We start from the raw sequence: 21,301 nt of genomic DNA, 5'->3' as shown, positions 1-21,301 counted from the left end.
GAAGGCTCGCGCCCGCTCAGAGCTCCGTCGTACCCGACCGGCCCGGGCCTTCGCTTCCGGTGATCTTGGCAGCGGCGATCTTCACGGCTGCGGCGACTTTTCCGCCCGGTACACCCCAGTACTGGGCCGACTCCCCGGTCACCCGGAGCAGCCCGAGGTTCGGGTCGTCGAGCCCGCCGTCGAAGTACGCGTCCACCTCGCCGTCCCAGAGCTCACGCGCCTTCGCCTCATCGGTCACGAATTCCGCGAGTCCTGAGACGGAGAGCCAGCTGCCCGTCTCAGCGAAGGCGAGATTCACCTGAGGGTTCGCGCGAATCGCAGCGGCCTGGTCTCCCTGGAGGCCGATAAAGAACCACACGTCGCCCGCATCGGTCACCTCCTGCGGAGTCATCGGGTGCGAAACGATTTTCCCTTCCGGGGTCGCCGTCGACAGCATGACGAAGCGCTCCTCGCGCATCACGTCGATCACGGTCTCGGGGGTCAGCTCGCGCGGTGTGCTCATGTCAGCCTCCAGTCGGTGGTACGGGTCGTCGAAAGACGATTGGCGCCAGTCTTCCGCTGCCGTAGACCGAGCGGCAAGCCCGTTGACAGCGCGTCAGATGCCTCGCCCCGGTGTCAGCGTTCCGAGCGGATCGAGTGCCCGCTTGATCGCCACCTGCACGCTCAGTGCGACCGTATCGAGCTGCCATCCGAGCTCGTGCCGTTTGACCGAGCCGATGCCGTGCTCGCCGGATATGGTGCCGCCGAGCGCGAGTGCGAGCCGCGTGATGTCGTCGATGACCGCGTCGGCTTCGCGAATGCCGACGGGTGTGTCGGGAGACTCGACGGTGCTGTGGAGATTGCCGTCGCCGGCGTGCGCGACCGTCGACACCCGCTTGCCGTGCTTCGCGGATATCTCGGCGATGCCGTGGAATACCTCCGCCAGAGCGGCGACGGGAACGCCGACATCGCAGGAGATCTTGAGTCCGCGCGCATTCAGCGCTGGATTCGAGAGGCGACGGGCCTCGAGCAGCGCGTCGGTTTCGGAGATCTCGGTATCGTCGGCCCCAACGTCCCGGCAGATGGCGGTGATGGCCTCCGCCTGCTCCTGGGCGTCCCGCCCGACGGTCTGCCCGACGAGCATGGCGCCCGCCGGCACCGTGAGGCCACTGGGGTGGAACGACTCGATGATCTCGACGCTGAGGGCGTCCATCAACTCGAGCACCTCGGGGCGCGCCGCGCTGTTCACGATCGCGGTCACCGCCCGCCCGGCGTCCTCGAGCGTCCCGAAACTCGCGCGGAAGGTGCGGGGAGAGCCGGGCGGAACGGGCTTCAGCCTGACGGTCGCCTCGGTGATGACGCCGAGCGTTCCCTCTGACCCGACGAACAGCCGCGTCAGGTCGTATCCCACGACGTTCTTGCGGGTGCGCGCGCCGGACCGCATGACCCGGCCGTCTGCGAGCACGACTTCGAGCGCCGCAACCGCATCGCTCGTGACGCCGTGCGACACGCAGCGCAGGCCGCCGGCGTTCGTAGCGATATTGCCGCCCACCGAACTGATCCGCGCGCTCGCGGGGTCGGGTGGGAAGAACAGCCCGTGGTCACGAGCTGCGGCGTCGAGGTCGGCCGTCACGACCCCCGGCTGCACGGTTGCGAGCCGATTCGGCACGTCGATGTCGATAATGGTGCGCATCCGCTCGAGCGAGACGACGAGGCCGTCGGCGTAGGCCATCGCGCCCCCCGCGAGGCCGGTCCCGGCGCCGCGCACGCTCACCTTCACGCCTGCACGGTTCGCCCAGCCGAGTGCCGCCGCCACGTCAGCCGTCGATTCGGCGAGCACTACGGCGAGGGGTGCGCCCTCGGCGACCGCGCGCGACGTATCGACGGCGTACGGTGCGATCAGCTCCGGGTCGCGGACGAGACGCGGCCCCAGCAGGGTGTGCAGCTCGTCGAGGTCGAAGTGCGGTTCGGGGTGGGATTCTGACACGTGCGCCTCCTTGCGGTCGAACTCAAGCGTAGTCCCGCATGGCGCAGGCGCTTCACGCTCCTCGCTGCAACGGGCTCATGAGAGGATGAACGGCATGACGGGAGCGAACGGGGCCGGACGCTACGCTCCGAGTCCTTCGGGGGATCTGCACGTCGGGAACCTGCGCACCGCGCTGCTCGCCTGGTGCTTCGCCCGAGCGAGCGGGCGGAGATTTCTCATGCGCGTGGAGGATCTGGATCGCGCCAGAGACGCCGGCGCGGCCGCACGGCAGCTGGACGACCTGTCCCGGATCGGCCTCGACTGGGACGGGGAGGCGGTGCTCCAGTCGGAGTTGGGTCGCGGGCACGACGCCGCGATCGACCGGCTCGCCGAGGCGGGCCTCGTGTACGAGTGCACGTGCACCCGCGCCGATATTCTCGCGGCCCCGAGTGCGCCGCACGCCCCGCCCGGCGCGTATCCCGGCACCTGCCGGGACCGCAGCGAGGCTGAGCGGGCTCGAGAGCGCGAGCGCATCGCGCCGCGTCGGCCCGCCCTGAGGCTGCGCGTGCCGACCGGTATGGCTGCCCCGGAGTTCGACGATCGGATTCGGGGCCGCGTTGTCGGAGAGATCGATGACTTCGTGCTGCGTCGCGGCGACGGGACGGTCGCCTACAACCTCGCCGTGGTGGTGGACGATGCCGCGATGGACATCGACCAGGTGGTGCGCGGAGACGATCTCGCGACATCGACGCCGAGGCACATCGTGCTGCAGCGTCTGCTCGGGCTCCCGTCACCGCCCGATGTCGAGTTCGCGCACGTGCCGCTCGTGCTCGGGTCGTCGGGTGCCAGATTGGCCAAGCGCGACGGCGCCGTCACGCTCGCCGACCTGCGGAGTGCCGGCGCGAGCGCCGAGGAGGTGCTCGCGGTGCTCGCGCAATCGCTCGATCTCGCTGCGCCTGGCGAACGCGTGCATCCGCAGCTGCTCGTCGAGCGGTTCGATCCCGGCGCCCTGCCGCGATCGGCCTGGGTGTGGCCCGGCCTGGAGAACGCCGCTACTTCTTGAGCGCTTTGATGATGCGAGCGAGCGCTCGGCCGGCGACCCAGAGGAACGGGGTGCCGACGGCGAGCAGAGCGATGATGTTCGGCTCGAATCGGGTGGTGCCTTCGCGCGTGATGTAGGAGCCGACGGGAATGGAGAACCCGCCGCCGCCACCGCCTGATCCTTCTCCCTGGGCGACGCCCTCACCGGCACCGGCGCCTTCCCCGGCTCCGAAGCCGTAGGCCGTGTACGCCACCGGGATCAGTGTCGAACCGTCGACCTCGACGGGATCGCCGTACGCGGAGTGCACGCCGACCTCGACCAGGGTATCTGCGATCTGCTTCGTCAGGTGAGTCATGCGCCCCACACTACTCGCTCGCGCTAGTCTTCGGCAGCCCCGTGTCTCGACGGGCGCAGTGCCGCTGCAATGGGCCGTTTCGCTTCGATGTGGTCGCCCGATGACACGTGCTTGATCCGCCTGATCACCCACGGGACGAAGTGCTCGCGAGCCCAGACGACGTCCTCGCGACGTGCGGCCCGCCAGCTCCGCTCGGGGAGATCCGGCACCTCGAGCGGAGCGAGATCGTGAGGCACGCTGAGCGCCGCGAGCGCCGCCCGGGCGATGGTGTGGTGCCCGAGCGCGTTCAGGTGCAATCGATCGCCGGCCCAGTAGCGGCTGTCGTGCAGTTCGTCGAGCGCCCACTGGTCGACGACGATGCAATCATGGCGTTGCGCGACCTTCCGCACGTTCTCGTTGAAGATGGCCACCTTGCCCCGGATCGAGCGGAAGACGGGCTGGAACGCGGTATCCACTCCGGTGAAGAGCATGATGGTCGCGCCGCCGACGCTCAGCCGCTCGACGATGCGCTCCAGCTTCGCTGCGACCTCGTCTGGATCCGTCCCAGGACGGATCACATCGTTGCCGCCGGCGCAGATGCTGATGAGGTCTGGGCGGAGATCAAGGGCGGCGTCCACCTGCGTGTCGGCGATCTGCTGGATCAGCTTGCCGCGCACGGCGAGGTTCGCGTACGCGAAGTCCTCATCGAAGAGGCTCAGCACCTCCGCGACGCGATCGGCCCACCCGCGGAGCCCGCCCGGGCTGTCAGGATCGGGATCTCCCACGCCCTCGGTGAACGAGTCACCGAGGGCCACGAAACGCGACCACGGAAGTTCGACTCGGGTCTGCGGAGCGCCGTCATCCTGTGCCATTGCTTACCTCTGAGTGTCTGGGGCGGTGGGGGAGCCGCTCGCGGGCGTCGGCGAGGACGCAGCGGTCGGCTTACAGCGATAGTCTAGAACGTCGTGACAGATTCGGATCCGGGCCTCCACCTTCCTGGGACGAGTGCAGCCGAGCACCTGCCTCCCGCCTATCCCGAGCGCGCAGCGCACGGGACGGCGGGTACGCTGCGCGCCTGGCAGGAGGAGGCGATCAAACGCTACCTCGACGCGGCCCCGCGCGACTTCCTCGCCTCTGCGACGCCGGGAGCCGGCAAGACGACGTTCGCGCTCAGACTCGCGGCGATCCTGCGCTCCAATCACACCGTTCGGCAGATCATCGTCGTCGCCCCCACCGAGCATCTCAAGACGCAGTGGGCGGACGCGGCCGCACGCGCGGGTATTCGGCTGAACCCGAATTACTCGAACAGCGACGGGCTCGCCTACGGGCGCCACTTTCACGGCGTCGCAGTGACGTACGCGCAGGTGGCGATGAAGCCGGTGCAGCACCGGCTGCTGACCGAGCACGAGGACACGCTCGTGATCATGGACGAGGTGCATCACGGCGGCGACGCGCTGAGCTGGGGCGACGCGATCCGTGAAGCCTACGGAAACGCGCGACGGCGGCTGTCCCTCACAGGAACCCCCTTCCGGTCAGATGAAGCGCCGATTCCCTTCGTGCAGTACGCGCCGCAGGGGGACGGGTCGCGCCTCTCCCTGACCGACTACGACTACGGATACGGGCGTGCGCTCGCGGATGGCATCGTGCGCCCGGTCATCTTCATGGTGTACGCCGGCAAGATGCGGTGGCAGACATCGGCGGGCGAGGAGATGGAGGCGGCGCTCGGCGAGGGCAACACGAAGGACGTGACCTCGCAGGCGTGGCGGACTGCGCTCGACCCAGCGGGAGACTGGATCGGCAAGGTGCTGCGCGCGGCCGATCGCCGGCTCACCGAGGTGCGGCAGCACGTGCACGATGCCGGAGGGCTCGTGATCGCGACCGACCACGCCTCGGCGCGGTCGTACGCCGCGCAGCTCAAGGACATCACGGGGGAGGACGTGGCGCTGATCCTCTCCGACGACGCCGGAGCGTCGGAGAAGATCGATGCCTTCTCGAGCGGGGAGCAGCGCTGGATGGTCGCCGTGCGCATGGTCTCGGAGGGTGTCGACGTGCCGCGGCTCTCCGTGGGCGTCTACGCGACGAGCTCCTCGACGCCGCTCTTCTTCGCGCAGGCGATCGGACGCTTCGTGCGCTCGCGCCGCCGCGGGGAGGTCGCCTCGGTGTTCATCCCCAACGTGCCGGCCCTCATGCAGCTCGCGGCTGAGCTCGAGAAAGAGCGGAACCATGTGCTCGAGGGCCCGAAGAGCGCCGAGGAGATGTGGGACGCCGAGGCCGCACTGATGGCGGAGGCCGAGCGAGGCGACCAGGCATCATCGGAGCTGGTCGAGGGGGAGACGTTCGTCTATCAGGCCCTCGCCTCCGACGCCCACTTCGACCGCGCGGTCTTCGACGGTGCTGAATTCGGCGGATACGCCGAGGTGGAGACCGAGGAGGAACTCGATTTCCTCGGGTTCCCCGGGCTGCTCGAGCCGCAAGAGGTGAAGGCGCTGCTGCAGCAGCGGCAGGCCAGGCAAGCACGCCGGAGCGCGGGGAAGCAGGGCATTCTCGAACACGCCCCCGACCGAGCCGAATCGCCGGAGGCGTTGCATCGTACGCTCGGGGAGCAGCGGAAGCTGCTGAGCTCGCTCGTGGGCATGTACGCGAAGGTCTCTGGCGAAGCGCACAAAGACATCCACACCGAGCTCCGTCGGGTCTGCGGCGGGCCTGCGGTGGCGCAGGCGTCGGTCACGCAGCTGCAGAAGCGGATCGAGTTGCTGCGCCGACGGCTCCGGCCGTGAGCGGCTCGTTCGCCCGCTGGTGCGGGGCGCTGGAAGCCGACGCGCGCGAGATCCCGGGCCGATTCGATCAGCCCTCGAGATCCGTGCTAAGTTATCTTCTGTTCGGCCGATGAAGGTTCCGAATCGTTCGCGCGGGTGGCGGAATGGCAGACGCGCTAGCTTGAGGTGCTAGTGCCCGTATTAGGGCGTGGGGGTTCAAGTCCCCCTCCGCGCACGTGAACGAAAGAGGCTCTCCGAGAGGAGGGCCTCTTTTGCGTTACCGTCAGGGGAGGAGTGGACGATGAACGATTCGCGCGGAGAACGCATCCGGAGTGGGGCTTCGAGCGCCGATCCGACGAAGGTAACGCAGCAACCCGCCCTCACCACGGCGTCCGGGACCATCTGGGTGGTCATGGGGAGCCTCCTGCTCGTCGCGGGTGCGGTTCCGGTCGTCGCGATCATCGCGCTCCGACCCGGACCGATGGTCCCGGTCGCGGTGGCGACGGGAGCGCTCATGCTCGCCTGCACCTGCGTCCTGTTCATCGCCCGCTTCGCCGTGCAGCGGGGACCCCTTCGGCTGCGGGTCATGGCCGCCTCGATGATCGCCTCCGCCGTCGTCGGAGTGCTCGGATTGCTGCTCTGCCTCGTGATCCAGGGCGGCTGAGCGTCCACCGGGCTACGCTGGAAGCATGAGCCTCGAGACCTCCGAGCACGCGCTGTCTGAAACGGCCCGCGTTGCGCGCGATCTGATCCGCATCGACACGTCCAACCGCGGGGGCGGGGATGCCGAGCCCGAGCGGCCGGCGGCCGATTACGTCGCGGCGTACCTGCGCGAGCTCGCTCTCGAACCGGAGATCTTCGAGAGCGACCCCGGTCGCGCGAGCGTCATCGCGCGGGTTGCGGGAGCCGACGCATCGCTGCCGGCACTGGTGCTCCACGGACACCTCGACGTCGTGCCGGCGGATCCCGCGAACTGGTCCGTCGACCCGTTCGCCGGCGTGATCAAGGACGGCATGCTGTGGGGGCGCGGCGCGGTCGACATGAAGGACATGGACGCCATGATCCTCACCGCCGTCGCCGAACTGCTGCGGGGCGGCGAGCGGCCGCGACGCGACGTGATTCTCGCCTTCTTCGCCGATGAGGAGAACGGCGGCGTGTACGGCGCCCAGCATCTCGTGCGGAACCATCCGGAGCTGTTCGCGGGAGCGGAGACGGCGATCAGCGAAGTCGGCGGGTATTCGATCGATATCGCGGGCACGCGGGCCTACCTCGTGCAGACGGGTGAGAAGTCGCTCGAGTGGATTCGGCTGCGGGCGCGCGGCACGGCCGCCCACGGCTCCCGCGTCTGGCACGACAACGCCGTGACCCGCCTCGCCGAAGCGATCGCCGCACTCGGACGGCACGAGTGGCCGGTGACTCTCACCGACACCACCAGAGACCTGGTCGACGCCATCGCCGAGATCCTGGGGGAGGACCCGCACGTCGTGTCCCCGGAAGATCTCGTGCTCCGCTTGGGCAAGGGCGGCGGATTCATCCAGGCCAGCCTGCGCAGCACCAGCAACCCGACCGTGCTGCAGGCGGGATACAAGCACAACGTCATTCCCGACACGGCGGAGGCGCTCGTCGACGTGCGCGCGCTGCCGGCCGATCAGGAGTCGATCCTCGACCAGATCCGTGCGATCGTCGGCGACGACATCGAGCTGGAGCAGGTGCACTCCGATATCGGTCTCGAGGTGCCGTTCGCCGGGGAGCTGGTGGACGCCATGACGGCGTGTCTGAAGCGCGCGGACCCAGAAGCCCGCGTGCTGCCGTATCTGCTCTCCGGCGGCACCGACAACAAGTCGCTGGCACGGTTGGGCATCACGGGCTACGGGTTCGCTCCGCTGCGGCTTCCCGCGGATCTCGACTTTCCCGGCATGTTCCACGGCGTCGATGAACGTGTTCCGCTCGAAGCGCTCGACTTCGGCCACGGCGTGCTCGTGGACCTGCTCCGCACCTACTGAATCATCGGCGCCCGGGCCCGCCCTCACGGGTTCTCAGTGCGCTGTGAGCTAGTCTGGACGGCGGTCCAAACCCGGCGCGGTCCGTTCGCGCGCGCGGTGCAGCCAGGAAAGGAATCATGGGAATCTTCGAGGCGATCCTCCTGGGAATCATTCAGGGACTCACCGAGTTTCTGCCCATCTCGTCGAGTGCGCATCTGCGCATCGCGAGCGAACTGCTCGGCATCGGCGACGCGGGTGCGGCGTTCACCGCGATCACCCAGATCGGAACGGAAGCCGCCGTCATCGTGTTCTTCTGGCGCGACATCGTGCGCATCATCGGACGCTGGGCGCAGTCGCTGGGCGGGAAGCGCGTGCCTCGGAACGATCCGGACGCGCTCATGGGGTGGTGGATCATCATCGGCACCGTTCCGATCGTCGTGCTGGGGCTGCTGTTCCAGGATCAAATCGAGACGACGCTCCGCTCCCTCTGGTTCGTCGCCATCAGCCTCATCGTCTTCGGCCTGCTGCTCGGCGTGGCCGACCGCGTCGGCCAGAAGGTGCGCCCCATCGAAGCGCTCACCTGGAAGCACGGCCTCGTCTACGGATTCGCTCAGGCCCTCGCCCTGATCCCGGGCGTCTCGCGCTCGGGCGGCACGATCACCGCTGGGCTCCTCATGGGGTACACGCGCGAAGCCGCGGCCCGCTACTCCTTCCTGCTCGCGATTCCAGCTGTGCTGGGATCCGGCTTCTACCAGGTGTTCAAAGCACTGCGCGCTCCCGCAGGCGAAACCCCCATGGGACTCACGGCGGTGGCCACGGTGGTCGCATTCGTCATCGCGCTCTTCGTCATCGGTCTCTTCATGAAGTACATCTCGAAGCGCAGCTTCATGCCGTTCGTCGTCTACCGTGTGCTGATCGGCGGGATCATCATCGTGCTCCTCGCGACCGGCGTACTCTCAGCCGATGGCGGGGCATCCGTCGCAGAAGGCGCTGCAGGCGTGCACGCGGTGACGGCGGGGGGTGTTCGATGAGAACCTGGACCCCGCCCGAGCTCCCCGCGCTGCCGGGAACCGGCGTCGCGCCGAAACTCTTCAACACCGCCACCGAGCGCCTCGAGTACCCGGCTATTCCCGAGGGACGCGCGCACCTCTACGTCTGCGGCATCACGCCGTACGACGCGACGCACCTCGGGCACGCGTTCACCTACCTCGCGTTCGACATCATGCAGCGCGCGTGGCGCGACGCCGGGATCGAAACGGTCTACGCGCAGAACATCACTGACGTCGACGACCCCCTGCTCGAGCGCGCGAACGCCACCGGAGCCGATTGGCGCGCGCTCGCGGACGAGCAGATCGGACTCTTCCGCTCCGACATGCATCGCATGGGCATGCTGCCGCCCGAGCACTACATCGCGGTGACCGAGCAGATCGATGAGATCGCCGCCGCGGTGCGCGAGCTGCTCGACCGCGGATTCGCCTACACGGTGCCCACCGCAGACGCTGCCGGCGACGACATCTACTTCGATACGGCCGCCGCCGAGCGGGACTCGCAGTGGCGGCTCGGCGACGTCGCGCCGTACGACCGCGAGACGATGCTCCGGTTGAGCGCCGAGCGCGGGGGAGACCCCGAGCGTCCGGGCAAGCGGGGCCCGCTCGATCCGCTGCTCTGGAGGGCGGAGCGAGCCGGGGAGCCGAGTTGGGAGACCCCGGTGGGGTCGGGGCGCCCAGGGTGGCATATCGAGTGCTCCGTGATTGCACGCGGTGCGCTCGGTGGAGCGTTCACCGTGCAGGGCGGGGGCTCCGATCTGGTGTTCCCGCATCACGAATTCACCGCAGCGCACGCGACCGCCCTTTCGGGCACGCCCCTGGCGCACGCCTACTGCCACGCAGGGCTCGTCTCGTACCACGGGCACAAGATGTCGAAATCGAGGGGCAATCTCGTCTTCGTCTCGCGGCTGCTCGACGGAGGAGCCGACCCCTCGGCGATCCGGTTGGGGCTTCTCGCCCACCACTACCGCTCCGAGTGGGAATGGCACGACAGCGACCTCGCGGTGGCGCAGCGCCGGCTGGAGGCCTGGCGGGCCGGGCTGCTGCGCGAGAGCGAGGATCCGACTCCCGCCGCCGCCGTGGTGCGCCAGCTGCGGTCGGCGATCGCCAACGACCTCGATACGCCCGTGATGCTGGCGACCCTCGACGCAGCGCTCGATCAAGGCGTCGACGCACCGGGGCTCGTGGCCGATGCGGTGCTCGCGCTGCTCGGAGTGCAGCTCTAGTACGACCGGGGTGACCCGGGCCCGTCTCAGGCCGAGCCGGGCCCGGAGTCGTCGTCCCGGCGGTCCGCAGGGCCGTCCGGAGTCTCCGGACTGCCGGGCGTCTCTCGATCCGTATCGTGCTCAGGATCCGCAACGGAATCCGACGCACCCGAGCGCCGCGACCCCGCGTCGGGAACCTCGACGTCGCGCGCGAACCGCGGCCCGCCCTTCAGGAACTTCTCGAATTCGAGGGCGATCGCGTCTCCGGTGGTCTCCGCGGCGAGTTCCTCGTCCCGCGATTCCTCGAGCCGGCGGATATACCTCGACATGTCCTCGTCGGCGTCGGCGATGCGATTGATGTTCGCCTCCCACTCGTTCGCCTGAACGAGCAGCTCTCCGCGCGGGATGACGATATCGAGCAGTTCTTCGAGCTTGTCGAGCAGCGCGAGCGAGGCCTTGGGAGACGGCGTGCTGTGCACGTAATGCGGCACCTGCGCCCAGAGCGACAGCGTCTCGATGCCCGCCTCGGCGAGCGCCAGATCGATGACCGTGGAGATGCCGGCCGGCCCCTCGTACGTGCTTCGCACGGCTCCGACTGCGTCACGGCGCGCCTCGTACTCCGACGTCACGGTGGTGACGATCGGCCGCGTGTGGGGCGCATCGGAGAACATCGACCCGAGGATGATGACGAGATCGATCGCCCAGACATCGACCAGCTCGACGATCTCGTCGGCGAAGTTCTGCCAGTCCCTCGCCGGCTCGACGCCCGCGAGGAGGAAGAGATCCCGAACCGGGCTCCCGTCGATGCGTCGCACCGTTTCACCGTCAGCGGGTTCCGGAGAGACGACGGCATCCGACGACTCGCCCGGGCGCTGCACCGGGCCGAACAACCGGGTGTCGGGCCATTCGAGCACCCGCTTGCCCGACTCGTCGAAGAGCACTTTCGGGCGGTGCACCTGGAAGTCGACGTACCCCTCGGCACCGATCTCGTGGAGCACCTCGGCATCGATCAGACCGGCGAGGTGCTGCAGCACCTCCGTCGTCGCGTCGCCGGCGTCGCTCCAGCCCTGGAACGCGACGATCAGGACGCGGGAGTGCGGGGCCGAGGGTGTGGACATAGGCTCAAGGGTATCGGCTGACGAACAGTACACTGGTTCGGATGAACGCATTCCTCTCTGAGCGGACACTCGACGCTCGTCCCGCCGCCGTCCTCTGGGATATGGACGGCACACTGATCGACTCCGAACCGCTCTGGCTCGCCTCGGAGCTGGCGATGCTCGGTCGCTACGGGATCGAACTGACGTCCGAGATCCGCGACTCGCTCATCGGCTCGGGGCTTCGCGCCGCCGCGCGGCGATTCCAGGAACTCGGTGTTCCCATGACGGTCGACGACATCATCGCGGAGTGGACGGCCGGCGTGATCGCCGGGCTCAGCGCGGAGGAGCCCATGTGGCGGCCCGGCGCCGTCGAACTGCTGGAGTCGCTGCGCGACTCGGGTATCCCCTGCGTGCTCGTGACCATGGCTGTGCGGGAGATCGCCGATGCGGTCGTGGCCCTGCTTCCCGACCGTCTCTTCACCCACATCATCGGCGGCGATGAGGTCCCGCACGAGAAGCCGCACCCGGAGCCGTACCGCATGGGCGCGGCTCTGCTCGGCGTCGATATCGAGGCGTGCGTCGCCCTCGAGGACTCCGTCACGGGCCTGCGCTCCGCTCACGCTTCCGGGGCCGTTGCCTTCGGCATTCCGAATCTGATCGATCTGTCCGACGCACCCGCTCACGAAGTCTGGCCGACCCTGGTCGGCGTCGATGCGGCGGTGCTCGGCGAACGGTACGCCGCGCATCGCGGAGCGACTTCGGCAACCGTGTCGCCGGCAGTGCGCGGCCCCTTCCAGTACGGCGATCGCGTGCAGCTGACGGGGCCGAAGGGGCGTCTCAACACCATCACCCTCGTGCACGATGGCGAGTTCCACAGTCATCGCGGCGTCATCCCGCATTCCGATATCGTGGGCCGGCCCGACGCCTCGGTGGTCGCGAACAGCAGCGGTGAGGAGTACCTCGCGCTGCGTCCGTTGCTCTCCGATTTCGTGATGTCCATGCCGAGGGGTGCCGCGATCGTCTACCCGAAGGATGCGGCGCAGATCCTGTCGCTCGCCGACATCTTCCCGGGAGCTCGTGTCGTCGAGGCCGGCGTGGGCTCCGGCGCGCTGTCGCTGCATCTGCTCAGAGGAGTCGGGCCGGAGGGTGCGCTCTTCTCGTTCGAGCGTCGCGACGAGTTCGCGGAGATCGCCACCGGAAACGTCGTCGCCTTCTCGGGCAGCGTTCCCGAGAACTGGACCGTGACCGTCGGAGACCTGCAGGAAACGCTGCCCGCCGTGTGCGCAGCAGGCAGCATCGATCGCGTCGTGCTCGACATGCTCGCACCGTGGGAATGCGTGGACGTCGCCGCCGATGCGCTCGCACCCGGCGGCGTGCTCATCTGCTACGTCGCCACCGTGACTCAACTCTCCCGCACGGTCGAGCAGATTCGCCGCAGCGGCGAGTTCGCTCATGCTCAGGCATCGGAGACGCTCGTGCGCGGCTGGCACGTCGAGGGCCTGGCGGTGCGGCCCGATCACCGGATGGTCGCGCACACCGGCTTCCTGGTGACGGCGCGAAGGCTCGCGCCCGGCACCGTGCTGCCCGAACTGAAGCGACGCGCGTCGAAGAGCGATTTCAGCGAGACCGACCTCGGCAGCTGGCTGCCCGACCTCGGCCCAGAGGACGAGGCGCCGGCGAGCGCGGAGGTGTGGACACCGGAAGCGGTCGGCGAGCGCACGAAGAGCGACAAGGTGCTGCGCAAGAAGATGCGTGAGACCCAGCAGTTCGCGCGGGAGCGCGGCGGCGAGCTCCCGGGCTCCGATTCCGCGGTGACCGACTGATCGCGCGGCGGCGAGGGTTCTGGCGCCCGTGATCGGACCGGTGGTCGCAGCGCCGGACGACTACGAGGCGCGCATACGCCCAGTCGCGGTTCGATAGGATAGCGGGGTTCACGTCGGCTTCCTCGAGAGGTGCTCATGCTTCGTCGCATCATTCCCGCTACCGCTGCTGCTGCGCTGCTTCTCGCCGGGGTGACCGGCTGCAGCGCGCAGCAGGCGCAGGCGTCAGACTGCAAGACGACGCTGCAGCCGGGCGCTCTGAGCGATGGCACGACGGTTCTCGGGAGCTTCGGCGACGTCCCGGAGATCTCGGCGCCGGAGGATCTCGAGATCCTCTCCACCCAGCGCACCGTCGTCGAACACGGCGACTCCGATGGCTACGTGGCCGAGGAGCAGTCGCTCGTCGGGGTCAACATGGCCTTCTTCGACGCGGCCACAGGTGACGCCCTCTTCCAGAGCGAGGGGTTCACGGATCCCTCGCAGCCGCCGCAGCCCCTGCTCGTCGCCGAGGAGACCGCGAACCCACTGAGTGAGGCGGTGCGATGCTCCGTCCCCGGCGATCGCATCGTCCTCGCGCTCTCGCCAGAGGAGAGCACGCAGCTCGGAGGTCAGCTCGGCGCGACCGGAGCGGACGCGGTCGTGGGCGTGGTGGACGTCGTGTCGACGGCTCCGACCGTAGCGGAGGGTTCGAAGCGCGGTCTTCCCAATGGCTTCCCAGCAGTGGTCACCGACGAGGAGGGTCGTGTCGGCGTCGTGCTGCCGCCCACCGAAGCGCCCGCAGGCACGACCTCGGCAGTGCGCATCGCAGGCGAGGGAGCGGAGGTGACTGCCGATGACAACGTCATCGCGCAGGTGCTCGCCGTCGGCTGGGACGGCATGGAGCAGGAGAACACCTGGGATACGGGGCTCAAGCTGCTCTACACCGAAGCGGACATCGCCCAGTCGGGGGTCACGTATCGTGCGGAACTGACGGGCAAGCCGATCGGCTCGCAGGTGGTCGTCGTCGAGAACGAGGGCGCCGCGAATGCCCGTGTCGTGGTCGTCGACATCCTCGGGGTCAGCTGATCGGCCATGCCGAGCAGCTCGGCAGCCTCTGAGGCCCCGGAACGGCGGTCGCGTTCCTCGGTGCCGAGCGAGCAGCGTCTCTTCAGCCTGGTCCTCGCCCTCGTCGTGAGCCCGTTCGGCGCTACGAAGCGCGAGCTCCTCTCCTCGGTCTACGGGTACGCCGACAGATATCGCCACGGCCAGCCGAGTGCGGCTCTGGAAAAGCAGTTCGAGCGCGACAAGGAACAGTTGCGCTCCCTCGGCATCCGGATCGACGCGTTCGAGGATCCGCAGGACGTCGGCAACAACCAGCTCATCAGGTACCGCATTTCCAAGGAGCGGCTGCAGTTCCCAGCCGATCTTCGATTCTCCGAGCGCGAGCTCATGCTGCTGCGGCTCGCGGCTCTCGCCTGGAGCGAGGGGAGCCTCAGCGCGGAGTCGCGCCGTGCCGCGATGAAGCTCGAAGCCCTCGGCGCCGGGCTCGATGTGCAGCATCTGGGCATCGCACCGCGACTGGGAACGGCAGAGGCCGCTGCAGCGCCGTTGCAGCGCGCGATCGATGCCGGGCGGGTGGTGCGCTTCGCGTATCGCTTACCGGATCGGGAGGCGCCGCTGATGCGCAGGGTCGCTCCGCTGCGGCTGCACCGCGCCGAGGGTCGCTGGCACCTCGTGTCGTGGGACCTCGAACGCGACGCGGCTCGCACGTTCCTCCTCGCCCGCATCGAGGGGCGCGTGCAGCAGTCGACTGAGGCATTCGACCCCGAGCTGCGGGTGCGCGCCGATGCGGCGGTGGAAGACCTCGAGCGATTGCGCTCCGACCGGCGCGCCGTGCTCTGCGTCCGTCGCGGAAGCATCGCGGAGGCTCGACTGCTCTCGCGGTCAGGGGATCAGGGCGACCTGCGGCCCGGGCGCTGCGGTTCGGGCGATCACGTCGAGCTCGAAGTCGGGGTGCTCGATCTCCACGTGTTCGCGGTCGAACTCATCGGATACGGAGCGGATGTATCGGTGTGCGAGCCGGCTCAGCTGCGCGAACTCGTCGTCGCGGGCCTGCGGCGCATCGCCGAGGTCCATCACGCACCGGTCGCACCGTCGGGGAATGAGTTCCAGCTCGATGCCCGGCATGACGAAGGGACGGCAGATGCGTAAACAAGTCCTCGCTCCGGAACGCGTGACCTTTCTCCTCTCGCTCGTCGCGTACCTCAGGGATACCGGTTCGGCGACAGTCGGGGAACTGGCGGAGCGCTTCTCGGTGCCGCCGGAACTCGTGCGCACCCTCGTCCGGTTCCTCGGCACCGCCGGTGTGCCAGGAGAGACGATGAACTATCAGGACGAGGATCTCTTCGACATCGACTGGGACGCGCTCGAGCAGCAGGACCTCGTCAGTCTCACGCGGACTGTGGCCGTCGATGATGCACCGCGTTTCGCTCCCATGGAGACGGCTGCCCTCATCGCGGGGCTCCAAGCACTCACGAGCATGCTCGGTCCGGAGGACGCAGCGCTCGCCAGAGCCACCGCCGAGAAACTCGGCACGGCGCTCGGAGCGACTCCGGAAGCGCCGATGTCGGTGACCGACGGGCCCGGGGATGCGCGGGTGCCGGAACTCGTGGCCGCCATCGAGGAGGGGCGAGCAGTCTCGTTCGTCTACCGCGACGCCTCCGGTTCGGACTCCCGTCGCACGGTGCGGCCGCAGTCGCTCACGCAGGGATCGGGCACCTGGTACCTGCGCGGGTACTGCTTCGAACGCCTGGCGGATCGCACCTTCCGGGTCGACCAGATGCGCGAGCTCGAACGTGCGGAAATCCCGGGCGCCGCAGGTGCAGCGCCCGGGACCGCGGACCCGGCCGGACCGGACGCGCCGCTCGTACCGGTGCCCGTCGCGGCGCCACCCGCGACCGCGGCCGAGCAACCAATGGCGCACGAAGGCCCGGTGCACATCACCGCGCGAGTGACAGAGGCGGCACTCGCGCCGCTCGAAGGCTTCGCCCCAGAGGTGCTCGAACAGATCGAAGACGGGCGCTTCCGGGTGCGAGTCGAAGCCTGGCATCGAGGTACGGCAGTGCAGATCGTGCAGGTGCTCCCCGGCGGCGTGGAGATCGAGTCGCCCGACTGGGCGCGGGCGTCGGTGCGCGAGTGGACGGAACGCGCGCTCGCGGCATACGGCGGCTGAGTGTTCCTGGCGCGGTGCGGCGACCGCTGAGATACACTGAACCAATGGCTAACCAGGCTCGCAAGCGGCGAAGTCCCGATGGGCGGATGAGCCTCGGCGAGCACCTCATCGAGTTCCGCAAACGACTCTTGATCTCGGCCGCCGCGATCGTGATCGCCCTCATCGCCGGCTGGTTCTTGTCGACGTGGGTGTGGGAGATGCTCCGCAAGCCGATCAACGATCTCGAGATGCAGGGCCGTGATGCGATCATCTCGTACGGCGACATCTCGAGCGGCTTCGACACCAAGGTTCAGATCGCGCTCTTCATCGCGGTGCTCATCGCTTCGCCGGTGTGGCTCTACCAGGTCTGGGCGTTTCTCGCCCCGGGTCTGACGCGACGCGAGAAGCTCACCGGGGTGGGATTCATCGGTGCCGCGGTACCGCTGTTCCTCGGCGGCGCGTATGCCGGCTGGCTGGTCCTCCCGAATATCGTCCGCCTCATGGCGAGCTTCCAGCCGGAGGAGGACGCGTTCTATCTCACGGCGCGCAACTATCTCGATTTCGCGATCAAGCTCCTGCTCGCGGTGGGCGTCGGCTTCGTGCTCCCGGTGCTCCTGGTGATGCTCAACTTCATCGGAGTGCTGCGCGGCGCGGCCATCATCCGGAGCTGGCGAGTCGCGATCCTCGTCATCATTCTCTTCGCGGCCATCGCGACACCCGCGGCCGACCTGATGAGCATGTTCTTGCTCGCGGCGCCCATCATCGTGCTCTACTTCGCGGCGGCCGGCGTCGCACTGCTGCACGACCGCAGGGTGGACAAACGCCGGGCCGCCGAGCTCGCCGAGTACGACCTCGACGACGACACCGGACGGGAAGCCGAGCGCGGCGACGCCGACCGCACGAAAGGACGCCGATGAGCATGCCTGACCCCGGCGCGAGTCGGGAGGAGAGCGCGCTCGACGCGTTCTCGGCCCGTCTCGAGTATCCGCTCGACGCGTTTCAGCGCACGGCGTGCGAACGTCTCGAGGAAGGCAGAAGCGTGCTCGTCGCGGCTCCCACCGGGTCGGGTAAGACGACGGTCGCCGAGTTCGCGGTGTACCTCGCCAGGCGGGAGCGCGACGCGCGGATCTTCTACACGGCGCCCATCAAGGCGCTCTCGAACCAGAAGTTCCGAGAGCTCTGCGACGAGTACGGCGAAGACGAAGTGGGTCTGCTCACCGGCGATGTGAATCTGCGCTCGAACGCTCCGATCATCGTGATGACCACCGAGGTGCTCCGGAACATGATCTACGCGGGGTCCGACGCCCTCGACGATCTGGAATTCGTCGTGCTCGACGAGGTGCACTACCTCGGCGATCGATTCCGAGGCGCGGTGTGGGAGGAGATCATCCTCCACCTGCCGCCCGCCGTGCGACTCGTGTCGCTGTCGGCGACGGTTTCGAACGCGGAGGAGTTCGGCGACTGGATGCACGCCGTGCGCGGCGACACCGACGTGATTCTCTCCGAGCACCGGCCGGTGCCGCTCTACCAGCACGTGCTCACCTCCCGCGCGCTCCTCCCGCTCTACGTCGATCGGACGGGCGAGCTCGCGACTGGCGGGCGGGTGAATCCGGAGCTGTACGCGCTCGACCGCAGAGGCGGATGGCGTGACCGCGACGGCGACCGCGAGCGGGGCCGCGGGCGGGGAGAGCGCTCTCGCGGGCGGCCACCGGCGCGTCGAAGCCGTCGCATCTCGCGATCCGACATCGCTCGCGCACTCGACGAGACGGATCTCGTGCCGGCGATCGTCTTCATCTTCAGCCGGAACGGATGCGATCAGGCGGTTCGTCAGTGCCTCATGGAGGGCATCACGCTGACCAGCCGGGAGGAGCGCGACGAGATTCGTCGCATCGCGCGCGCAGAGGTCGCGGGGATGAGCGACGAGGAGCGTCGTGTGCTCGGCGTGCGCGAGTGGCTCGCTGGCTTGGAGCGCGGCGTCGCGGCGCACCACGCCGGCCTGCTTCCGGCGTTCAAAGCCGTCGTCGAGCGGCTCTTCCAGCGGCGACTCGTGAAGCTCGTCTTCGCCACCGAGACGCTCGCCCTCGGCATCAACATGCCCGCGCGCGCCGTGGTCATCGAGCGCTTGGATAAATTCAACGGCGAGCAGCGGGTGCCGCTCACCTCCGGAGAGTTCACCCAGCTGACGGGTCGCGCCGGTCGGCGCGGGATCGACGACGAAGGTCACGCCGTTGTCGTGTGGAGCGACGACGTCGATCTCGAAGCACTCGCCCATCTCGCCGGAGCCAGGTCGTTCCCCGTGCGTTCGAGCTTCCGTCCCACCGCCAACATGACTGTGAATCTGCTGCAGCGCATGGACCGAGCTCACGTGAGGGAGATGCTCGAGCTCTCGTTCGCGCAGTTCCAGGCCGATCGCGCCGTCGTCGACCAGGCCAGAGAACTGCGCGCGGAGCAGGAATCACTCGCCGGCTACGATGCGGCGGCGAGCCGTGCGCAGGGCTCCGATCGGAAACGATGGGAGGATCGCGCTCGCAAACTCCGGCGTCGCGTGGAGCGCGGCCGGCGCCAGATCGCTTCCCGGACGGGCACGATCGCCCGTACCTTCGACCGGGTCGTCGACCAACTGCTCGAACTCGGCTATCTGGAAGCCGACCGCACACGCGAGCCGAACGTCACTCCGTGGGGCAACCTGCTCCGGCGGATCTACGGCGAACGCGATCTGCTCGTCGCCGAATGCATTCGCGAGGACGCATGGCGCGGGCTGGACGCCCCTGGACTCGCCGCGATGTGCTGCGTGCTGAGTTACGAACCGCGGCGGGACGACGAAGGGGAGGAGCGTCTGCCTGGCGGAGCTGCCTTCGGCGCCGCCTATGATCGGGTGCTCGACATCTGGGTGCGACTCGACGACCTGGCAGAGCGATCGCGGTTGCCGCGGAGCGAGATGCCGCACGCCGGCCTCGCGAAGACGATGCACGCCTGGGCGACCGGGCGACCGATCGAGCTGGTGCTCGAAGCCGCCGGGATCGGAGCGGGTGACTTCGTTCGCTGGGCGAAGCAGACCATCGATCTGCTCGACCAGGTCGCGCAGGCGTGCGAGGCGGCCGTGCTGGACGATGTGGACGCTGATCGACTCGGTGCGCTCGCTCATCTCGCCCGCGAGGCGAAGCGGGGTGTGAAGCGGGGCATCGTCGCAGCGTCGAGCACTTCGTGAGCGCGACGACTGCGGGGGCGCCGACCGAGCGCTCGATGCTGGTGCGCACCGACGCGAACGGAACGCGGGCTCTGCGCTGGTACGCCTCCGTGATCGCGGCGGTCGCCGGGGGCCTTCTGCTCGATGCCGCGACGCCGGGATTGAGCTGGTGGCCGCTCGCGTTTCCCGCAGTCGCGCTCGTGTGCGCGGCGGTCTGGCAGCAGCGTGCGCGATGGGGGTTCCTGGTCGGCGCCCTTGCGGGCGCTGCGTTCTGGATGCCGCACATCGGCTGGCTGACCCTGTACCTCGGCCCGATTCCCTGGGCGGCGCTGTGCGCTCTGATGATCCTCTGGTTCGGGCTCTTCGGCGTCGCAGCGGCGGTCGCGACACGGGGGCTCCGCCGAATCGCGATCCTGCGCCGCAGCGCTGCGGCGCTGGCCGGAGCGCAGGCGGCGTCGGTCGCGGGCCTCTGGATGCTGCGGGAGCAATTGCAGGGCGCGATTCCCTACGGTGGTTTCGCGTGGGGTCGGCTCGCCACAACGCAAGCCGACGGGCCGCTCCTGCAATCCGTCTCCTGGCTCGGATTCGCTGGTCTTTCCGCCCTGCTGGCCTTCGCGAGCGTGGTTCCGGTGGCGGTAGCGCTCGTCGCCCGCGACCGCGGCGCTTCCGTGCGGCCGGTACTCGTCGGAGTCGCGGCGTCCCTCGCGGTGCTGGTCGCGCTCGCGGCATTGCCGGCGGCTCCGCTCGAGCAGTCGGGCGCCCTGCGCGTCGCTGCCGTGCAGGGCAACTCGAAGTCGGGAATCTTCGACGATCGCGAAGCGGGCGGCGTGATCCGCGACCATTTCACCGCGACCGAAGAGCTGCTCGATCGCCTCGAAGCGGAGGGGCGAACGGTGGACGTCATCGTCTGGCCGGAGAACAGTGCGGAGTTCGCCGCACCGGACCAGCTCATTCGAAGTCAACGACTCGCGAAGCTCGCCGAGCGCGCAGGCGCGCCGATCGTCGTCGGCACCGTCCTCGCGAACGAGGACGGCACGTACAGCAACAGCTCGCTCGTCTGGAACTCCGAGGGGCCCACCGACGCCCGATACGACAAGCGGTACCCGGTCCCGTTCGCGGAGTACATGCCCAATCGGCCGTTCTTCCGCGCTATCGTGCCGGATCTCGTCGACCTGGTGCAACTCGAATACGCGCCCGGCACGCGCCCCTCGGCGCTGGAGGTCGACACGTCGGCGGGAGTCATCCGGGCTGGCATCGCGATCTGCTTCGACATCATCTTCGATCCGCAGGCGGTCGCGATGGCGAGCGACGGGGCGCAGGTGATCTTCGCGCAGACGAACAACGCCGATTTCGGGCGGACCGATGAGAGCGCTCAGCAGCTGGCCATCGCCCGCACCCGCGCGGTGGAGATGGGTCGTGCTGTCGTCAACGACTCGACGGTCGGCACGAGCGCCGTCGTCGCGCCCGACGGTCGGAGCCTCGACGAACTGCAGCCGTTCACGCGCGACGCGATGGTCGCCGAGGTGCCGCTGGTCGAGGGTCTCACTCCGGCCCTCCGGTTCGGAGGCGCGATCGCCTCGGTCGGGGCGCTCGTCGGCGTCGTCGGCCTGGCGGTCGGCGTCTTCGGGCTCGTACGCGCTCGACGCGTGTCGCGACACGGCTAGATCGAGGCGCGCGGCCACATTCGATCGCCTGAG

General features: G+C 68.8%; 18 protein-coding genes, 1 tRNA gene and 1 pseudogene. 15 read left to right on the top strand and 5 right to left on the bottom strand.

What is annotated here, in order from left to right:
* Positions 1 to 16: 16 nt before the first annotated feature.
* Positions 17 to 502 carry a pyridoxamine 5'-phosphate oxidase family protein gene (locus WFH23_RS07450; RefSeq protein WP_336662081.1) on the bottom strand — a complete coding sequence of 162 codons (486 nt, stop codon included), beginning with the start codon at positions 500 to 502 and terminating at the stop codon, positions 17 to 19.
* A gap of 93 nt (positions 503 to 595) precedes the next feature.
* Positions 596 to 1,966, bottom strand: coding sequence for an FAD-binding oxidoreductase (locus WFH23_RS07445; RefSeq protein ID WP_336662080.1), 1,371 nt, complete (start codon positions 1,964 to 1,966; stop codon positions 596 to 598).
* 94 nt (positions 1,967 to 2,060) lie between these two features.
* Between WFH23_RS07445 and gluQRS the strand changes: the two genes are divergently transcribed.
* Complete coding sequence (gene gluQRS / locus WFH23_RS07440; protein WP_336662079.1) at positions 2,061 to 3,008, top strand: tRNA glutamyl-Q(34) synthetase GluQRS; 948 nt, start codon at positions 2,061 to 2,063, stop codon at positions 3,006 to 3,008.
* Here the strand turns inward: gluQRS and WFH23_RS07435 are convergent.
* Both WFH23_RS07435 and WFH23_RS07430 read right to left on the bottom strand, forming a co-directional pair.
* Positions 2,998 to 3,342 (bottom strand): spore germination protein GerW family protein, encoded by a 345-nt coding sequence (locus tag WFH23_RS07435; RefSeq protein WP_090149140.1) that lies wholly within the window; start codon positions 3,340 to 3,342, stop codon positions 2,998 to 3,000. The two genes, gluQRS and WFH23_RS07435, sit on opposite strands and share 11 nt — an antisense overlap.
* Before the next feature lie 23 nt (positions 3,343 to 3,365).
* Positions 3,366 to 4,193, bottom strand: coding sequence for an SGNH/GDSL hydrolase family protein (locus WFH23_RS07430; protein WP_090149137.1), 828 nt, complete (start codon positions 4,191 to 4,193; stop codon positions 3,366 to 3,368).
* A gap of 93 nt (positions 4,194 to 4,286) precedes the next feature.
* Between WFH23_RS07430 and WFH23_RS07425 the strand changes: the two genes are divergently transcribed.
* From WFH23_RS07425 to mshC, 6 genes are all read left to right on the top strand, one after another.
* Entirely contained in the window at positions 4,287 to 6,098 is a 1,812-nt protein-coding gene (locus tag WFH23_RS07425) for a DEAD/DEAH box helicase family protein (RefSeq protein WP_090149134.1), read from the top strand.
* Positions 6,099 to 6,227: 129 nt separating this feature from the next.
* A tRNA-Leu gene (locus WFH23_RS07420) sits at positions 6,228 to 6,312 on the top strand.
* A 66-nt stretch (positions 6,313 to 6,378) separates the two neighbouring features.
* Entirely contained in the window at positions 6,379 to 6,741 is a 363-nt protein-coding gene (locus WFH23_RS07415) for a hypothetical protein (RefSeq protein ID WP_336662078.1), read from the top strand.
* Positions 6,742 to 6,766: 25 nt separating this feature from the next.
* Positions 6,767 to 8,080 carry a M20/M25/M40 family metallo-hydrolase gene (locus tag WFH23_RS07410; protein WP_336662077.1) on the top strand — a complete coding sequence of 438 codons (1,314 nt, stop codon included), beginning with the start codon at positions 6,767 to 6,769 and terminating at the stop codon, positions 8,078 to 8,080.
* Between the two features lie 116 nt (positions 8,081 to 8,196).
* On the top strand, positions 8,197 to 9,090 hold the full coding sequence (locus WFH23_RS07405; RefSeq protein ID WP_090149125.1) for an undecaprenyl-diphosphate phosphatase: 894 nt from the start codon (positions 8,197 to 8,199) through the stop codon (positions 9,088 to 9,090).
* A complete protein-coding gene (gene mshC, locus WFH23_RS07400; RefSeq protein WP_200328755.1) occupies positions 9,087 to 10,331 on the top strand; it encodes a cysteine--1-D-myo-inosityl 2-amino-2-deoxy-alpha-D-glucopyranoside ligase in 1,245 nt (414 codons plus the stop codon). Before WFH23_RS07405 ends, mshC begins: the two co-directional genes overlap by 4 nt.
* Positions 10,332 to 10,357: 26 nt before the next feature.
* Here the strand turns inward: mshC and WFH23_RS07395 are convergent, their stop codons facing one another.
* The gene (locus WFH23_RS07395; protein WP_200328757.1) at positions 10,358 to 11,428 is read right to left on the bottom strand and encodes a PAC2 family protein; all 1,071 of its coding nucleotides are present in this window, start codon (positions 11,426 to 11,428) and stop codon (positions 10,358 to 10,360) included.
* A gap of 41 nt (positions 11,429 to 11,469) precedes the next feature.
* Here WFH23_RS07395 and WFH23_RS07390 point away from each other — a divergent pair.
* The 8 genes and pseudogenes from WFH23_RS07390 to lnt all read left to right on the top strand — a co-directional run.
* Positions 11,470 to 12,039 (top strand): annotated as a pseudogene (locus tag WFH23_RS07390) (HAD family hydrolase); the annotation flags it as partial.
* Positions 12,040 to 12,174: 135 nt separating this feature from the next.
* Positions 12,175 to 13,230 carry a tRNA (adenine-N1)-methyltransferase gene (locus WFH23_RS07385; protein WP_336662147.1) on the top strand — a complete coding sequence of 352 codons (1,056 nt, stop codon included), beginning with the start codon at positions 12,175 to 12,177 and terminating at the stop codon, positions 13,228 to 13,230.
* A gap of 135 nt (positions 13,231 to 13,365) precedes the next feature.
* The gene (locus WFH23_RS07380; RefSeq protein WP_336662075.1) at positions 13,366 to 14,292 is read left to right on the top strand and encodes a peptidylprolyl isomerase; all 927 of its coding nucleotides are present in this window, start codon (positions 13,366 to 13,368) and stop codon (positions 14,290 to 14,292) included.
* A 60-nt stretch (positions 14,293 to 14,352) separates the two neighbouring features.
* The gene (locus tag WFH23_RS07375) at positions 14,353 to 15,417 is read left to right on the top strand and encodes a helix-turn-helix transcriptional regulator (protein ID WP_336662074.1); all 1,065 of its coding nucleotides are present in this window, start codon (positions 14,353 to 14,355) and stop codon (positions 15,415 to 15,417) included.
* Positions 15,410 to 16,438, top strand: a complete 1,029-nt coding sequence (locus WFH23_RS07370) for a helix-turn-helix transcriptional regulator (protein WP_336662073.1) — start codon at positions 15,410 to 15,412, stop codon at positions 16,436 to 16,438. Before WFH23_RS07375 ends, WFH23_RS07370 begins: the two co-directional genes overlap by 8 nt.
* 44 nt (positions 16,439 to 16,482) lie before the next feature.
* Positions 16,483 to 17,334 (top strand): twin-arginine translocase subunit TatC, encoded by an 852-nt coding sequence (gene tatC, locus WFH23_RS07365; protein ID WP_090149110.1) that lies wholly within the window; start codon positions 16,483 to 16,485, stop codon positions 17,332 to 17,334.
* Entirely contained in the window at positions 17,331 to 19,625 is a 2,295-nt protein-coding gene (locus WFH23_RS07360; RefSeq protein ID WP_442918714.1) for a DEAD/DEAH box helicase, read from the top strand. Before tatC ends, WFH23_RS07360 begins: the two co-directional genes overlap by 4 nt.
* Positions 19,622 to 21,268, top strand: a complete 1,647-nt coding sequence (lnt, locus tag WFH23_RS07355; RefSeq protein WP_336662072.1) for an apolipoprotein N-acyltransferase — start codon at positions 19,622 to 19,624, stop codon at positions 21,266 to 21,268. Before WFH23_RS07360 ends, lnt begins: the two co-directional genes overlap by 4 nt.
* Positions 21,269 to 21,301: the final 33 nt, after the last annotated feature.

This window comes from Leucobacter sp. USHLN154 (genome assembly GCF_037145595.1).
Classification (GTDB): domain Bacteria; phylum Actinomycetota; class Actinomycetes; order Actinomycetales; family Microbacteriaceae; genus Leucobacter; species Leucobacter alluvii.
This window is presented reverse-complemented; position numbering and strand designations above follow the sequence as displayed.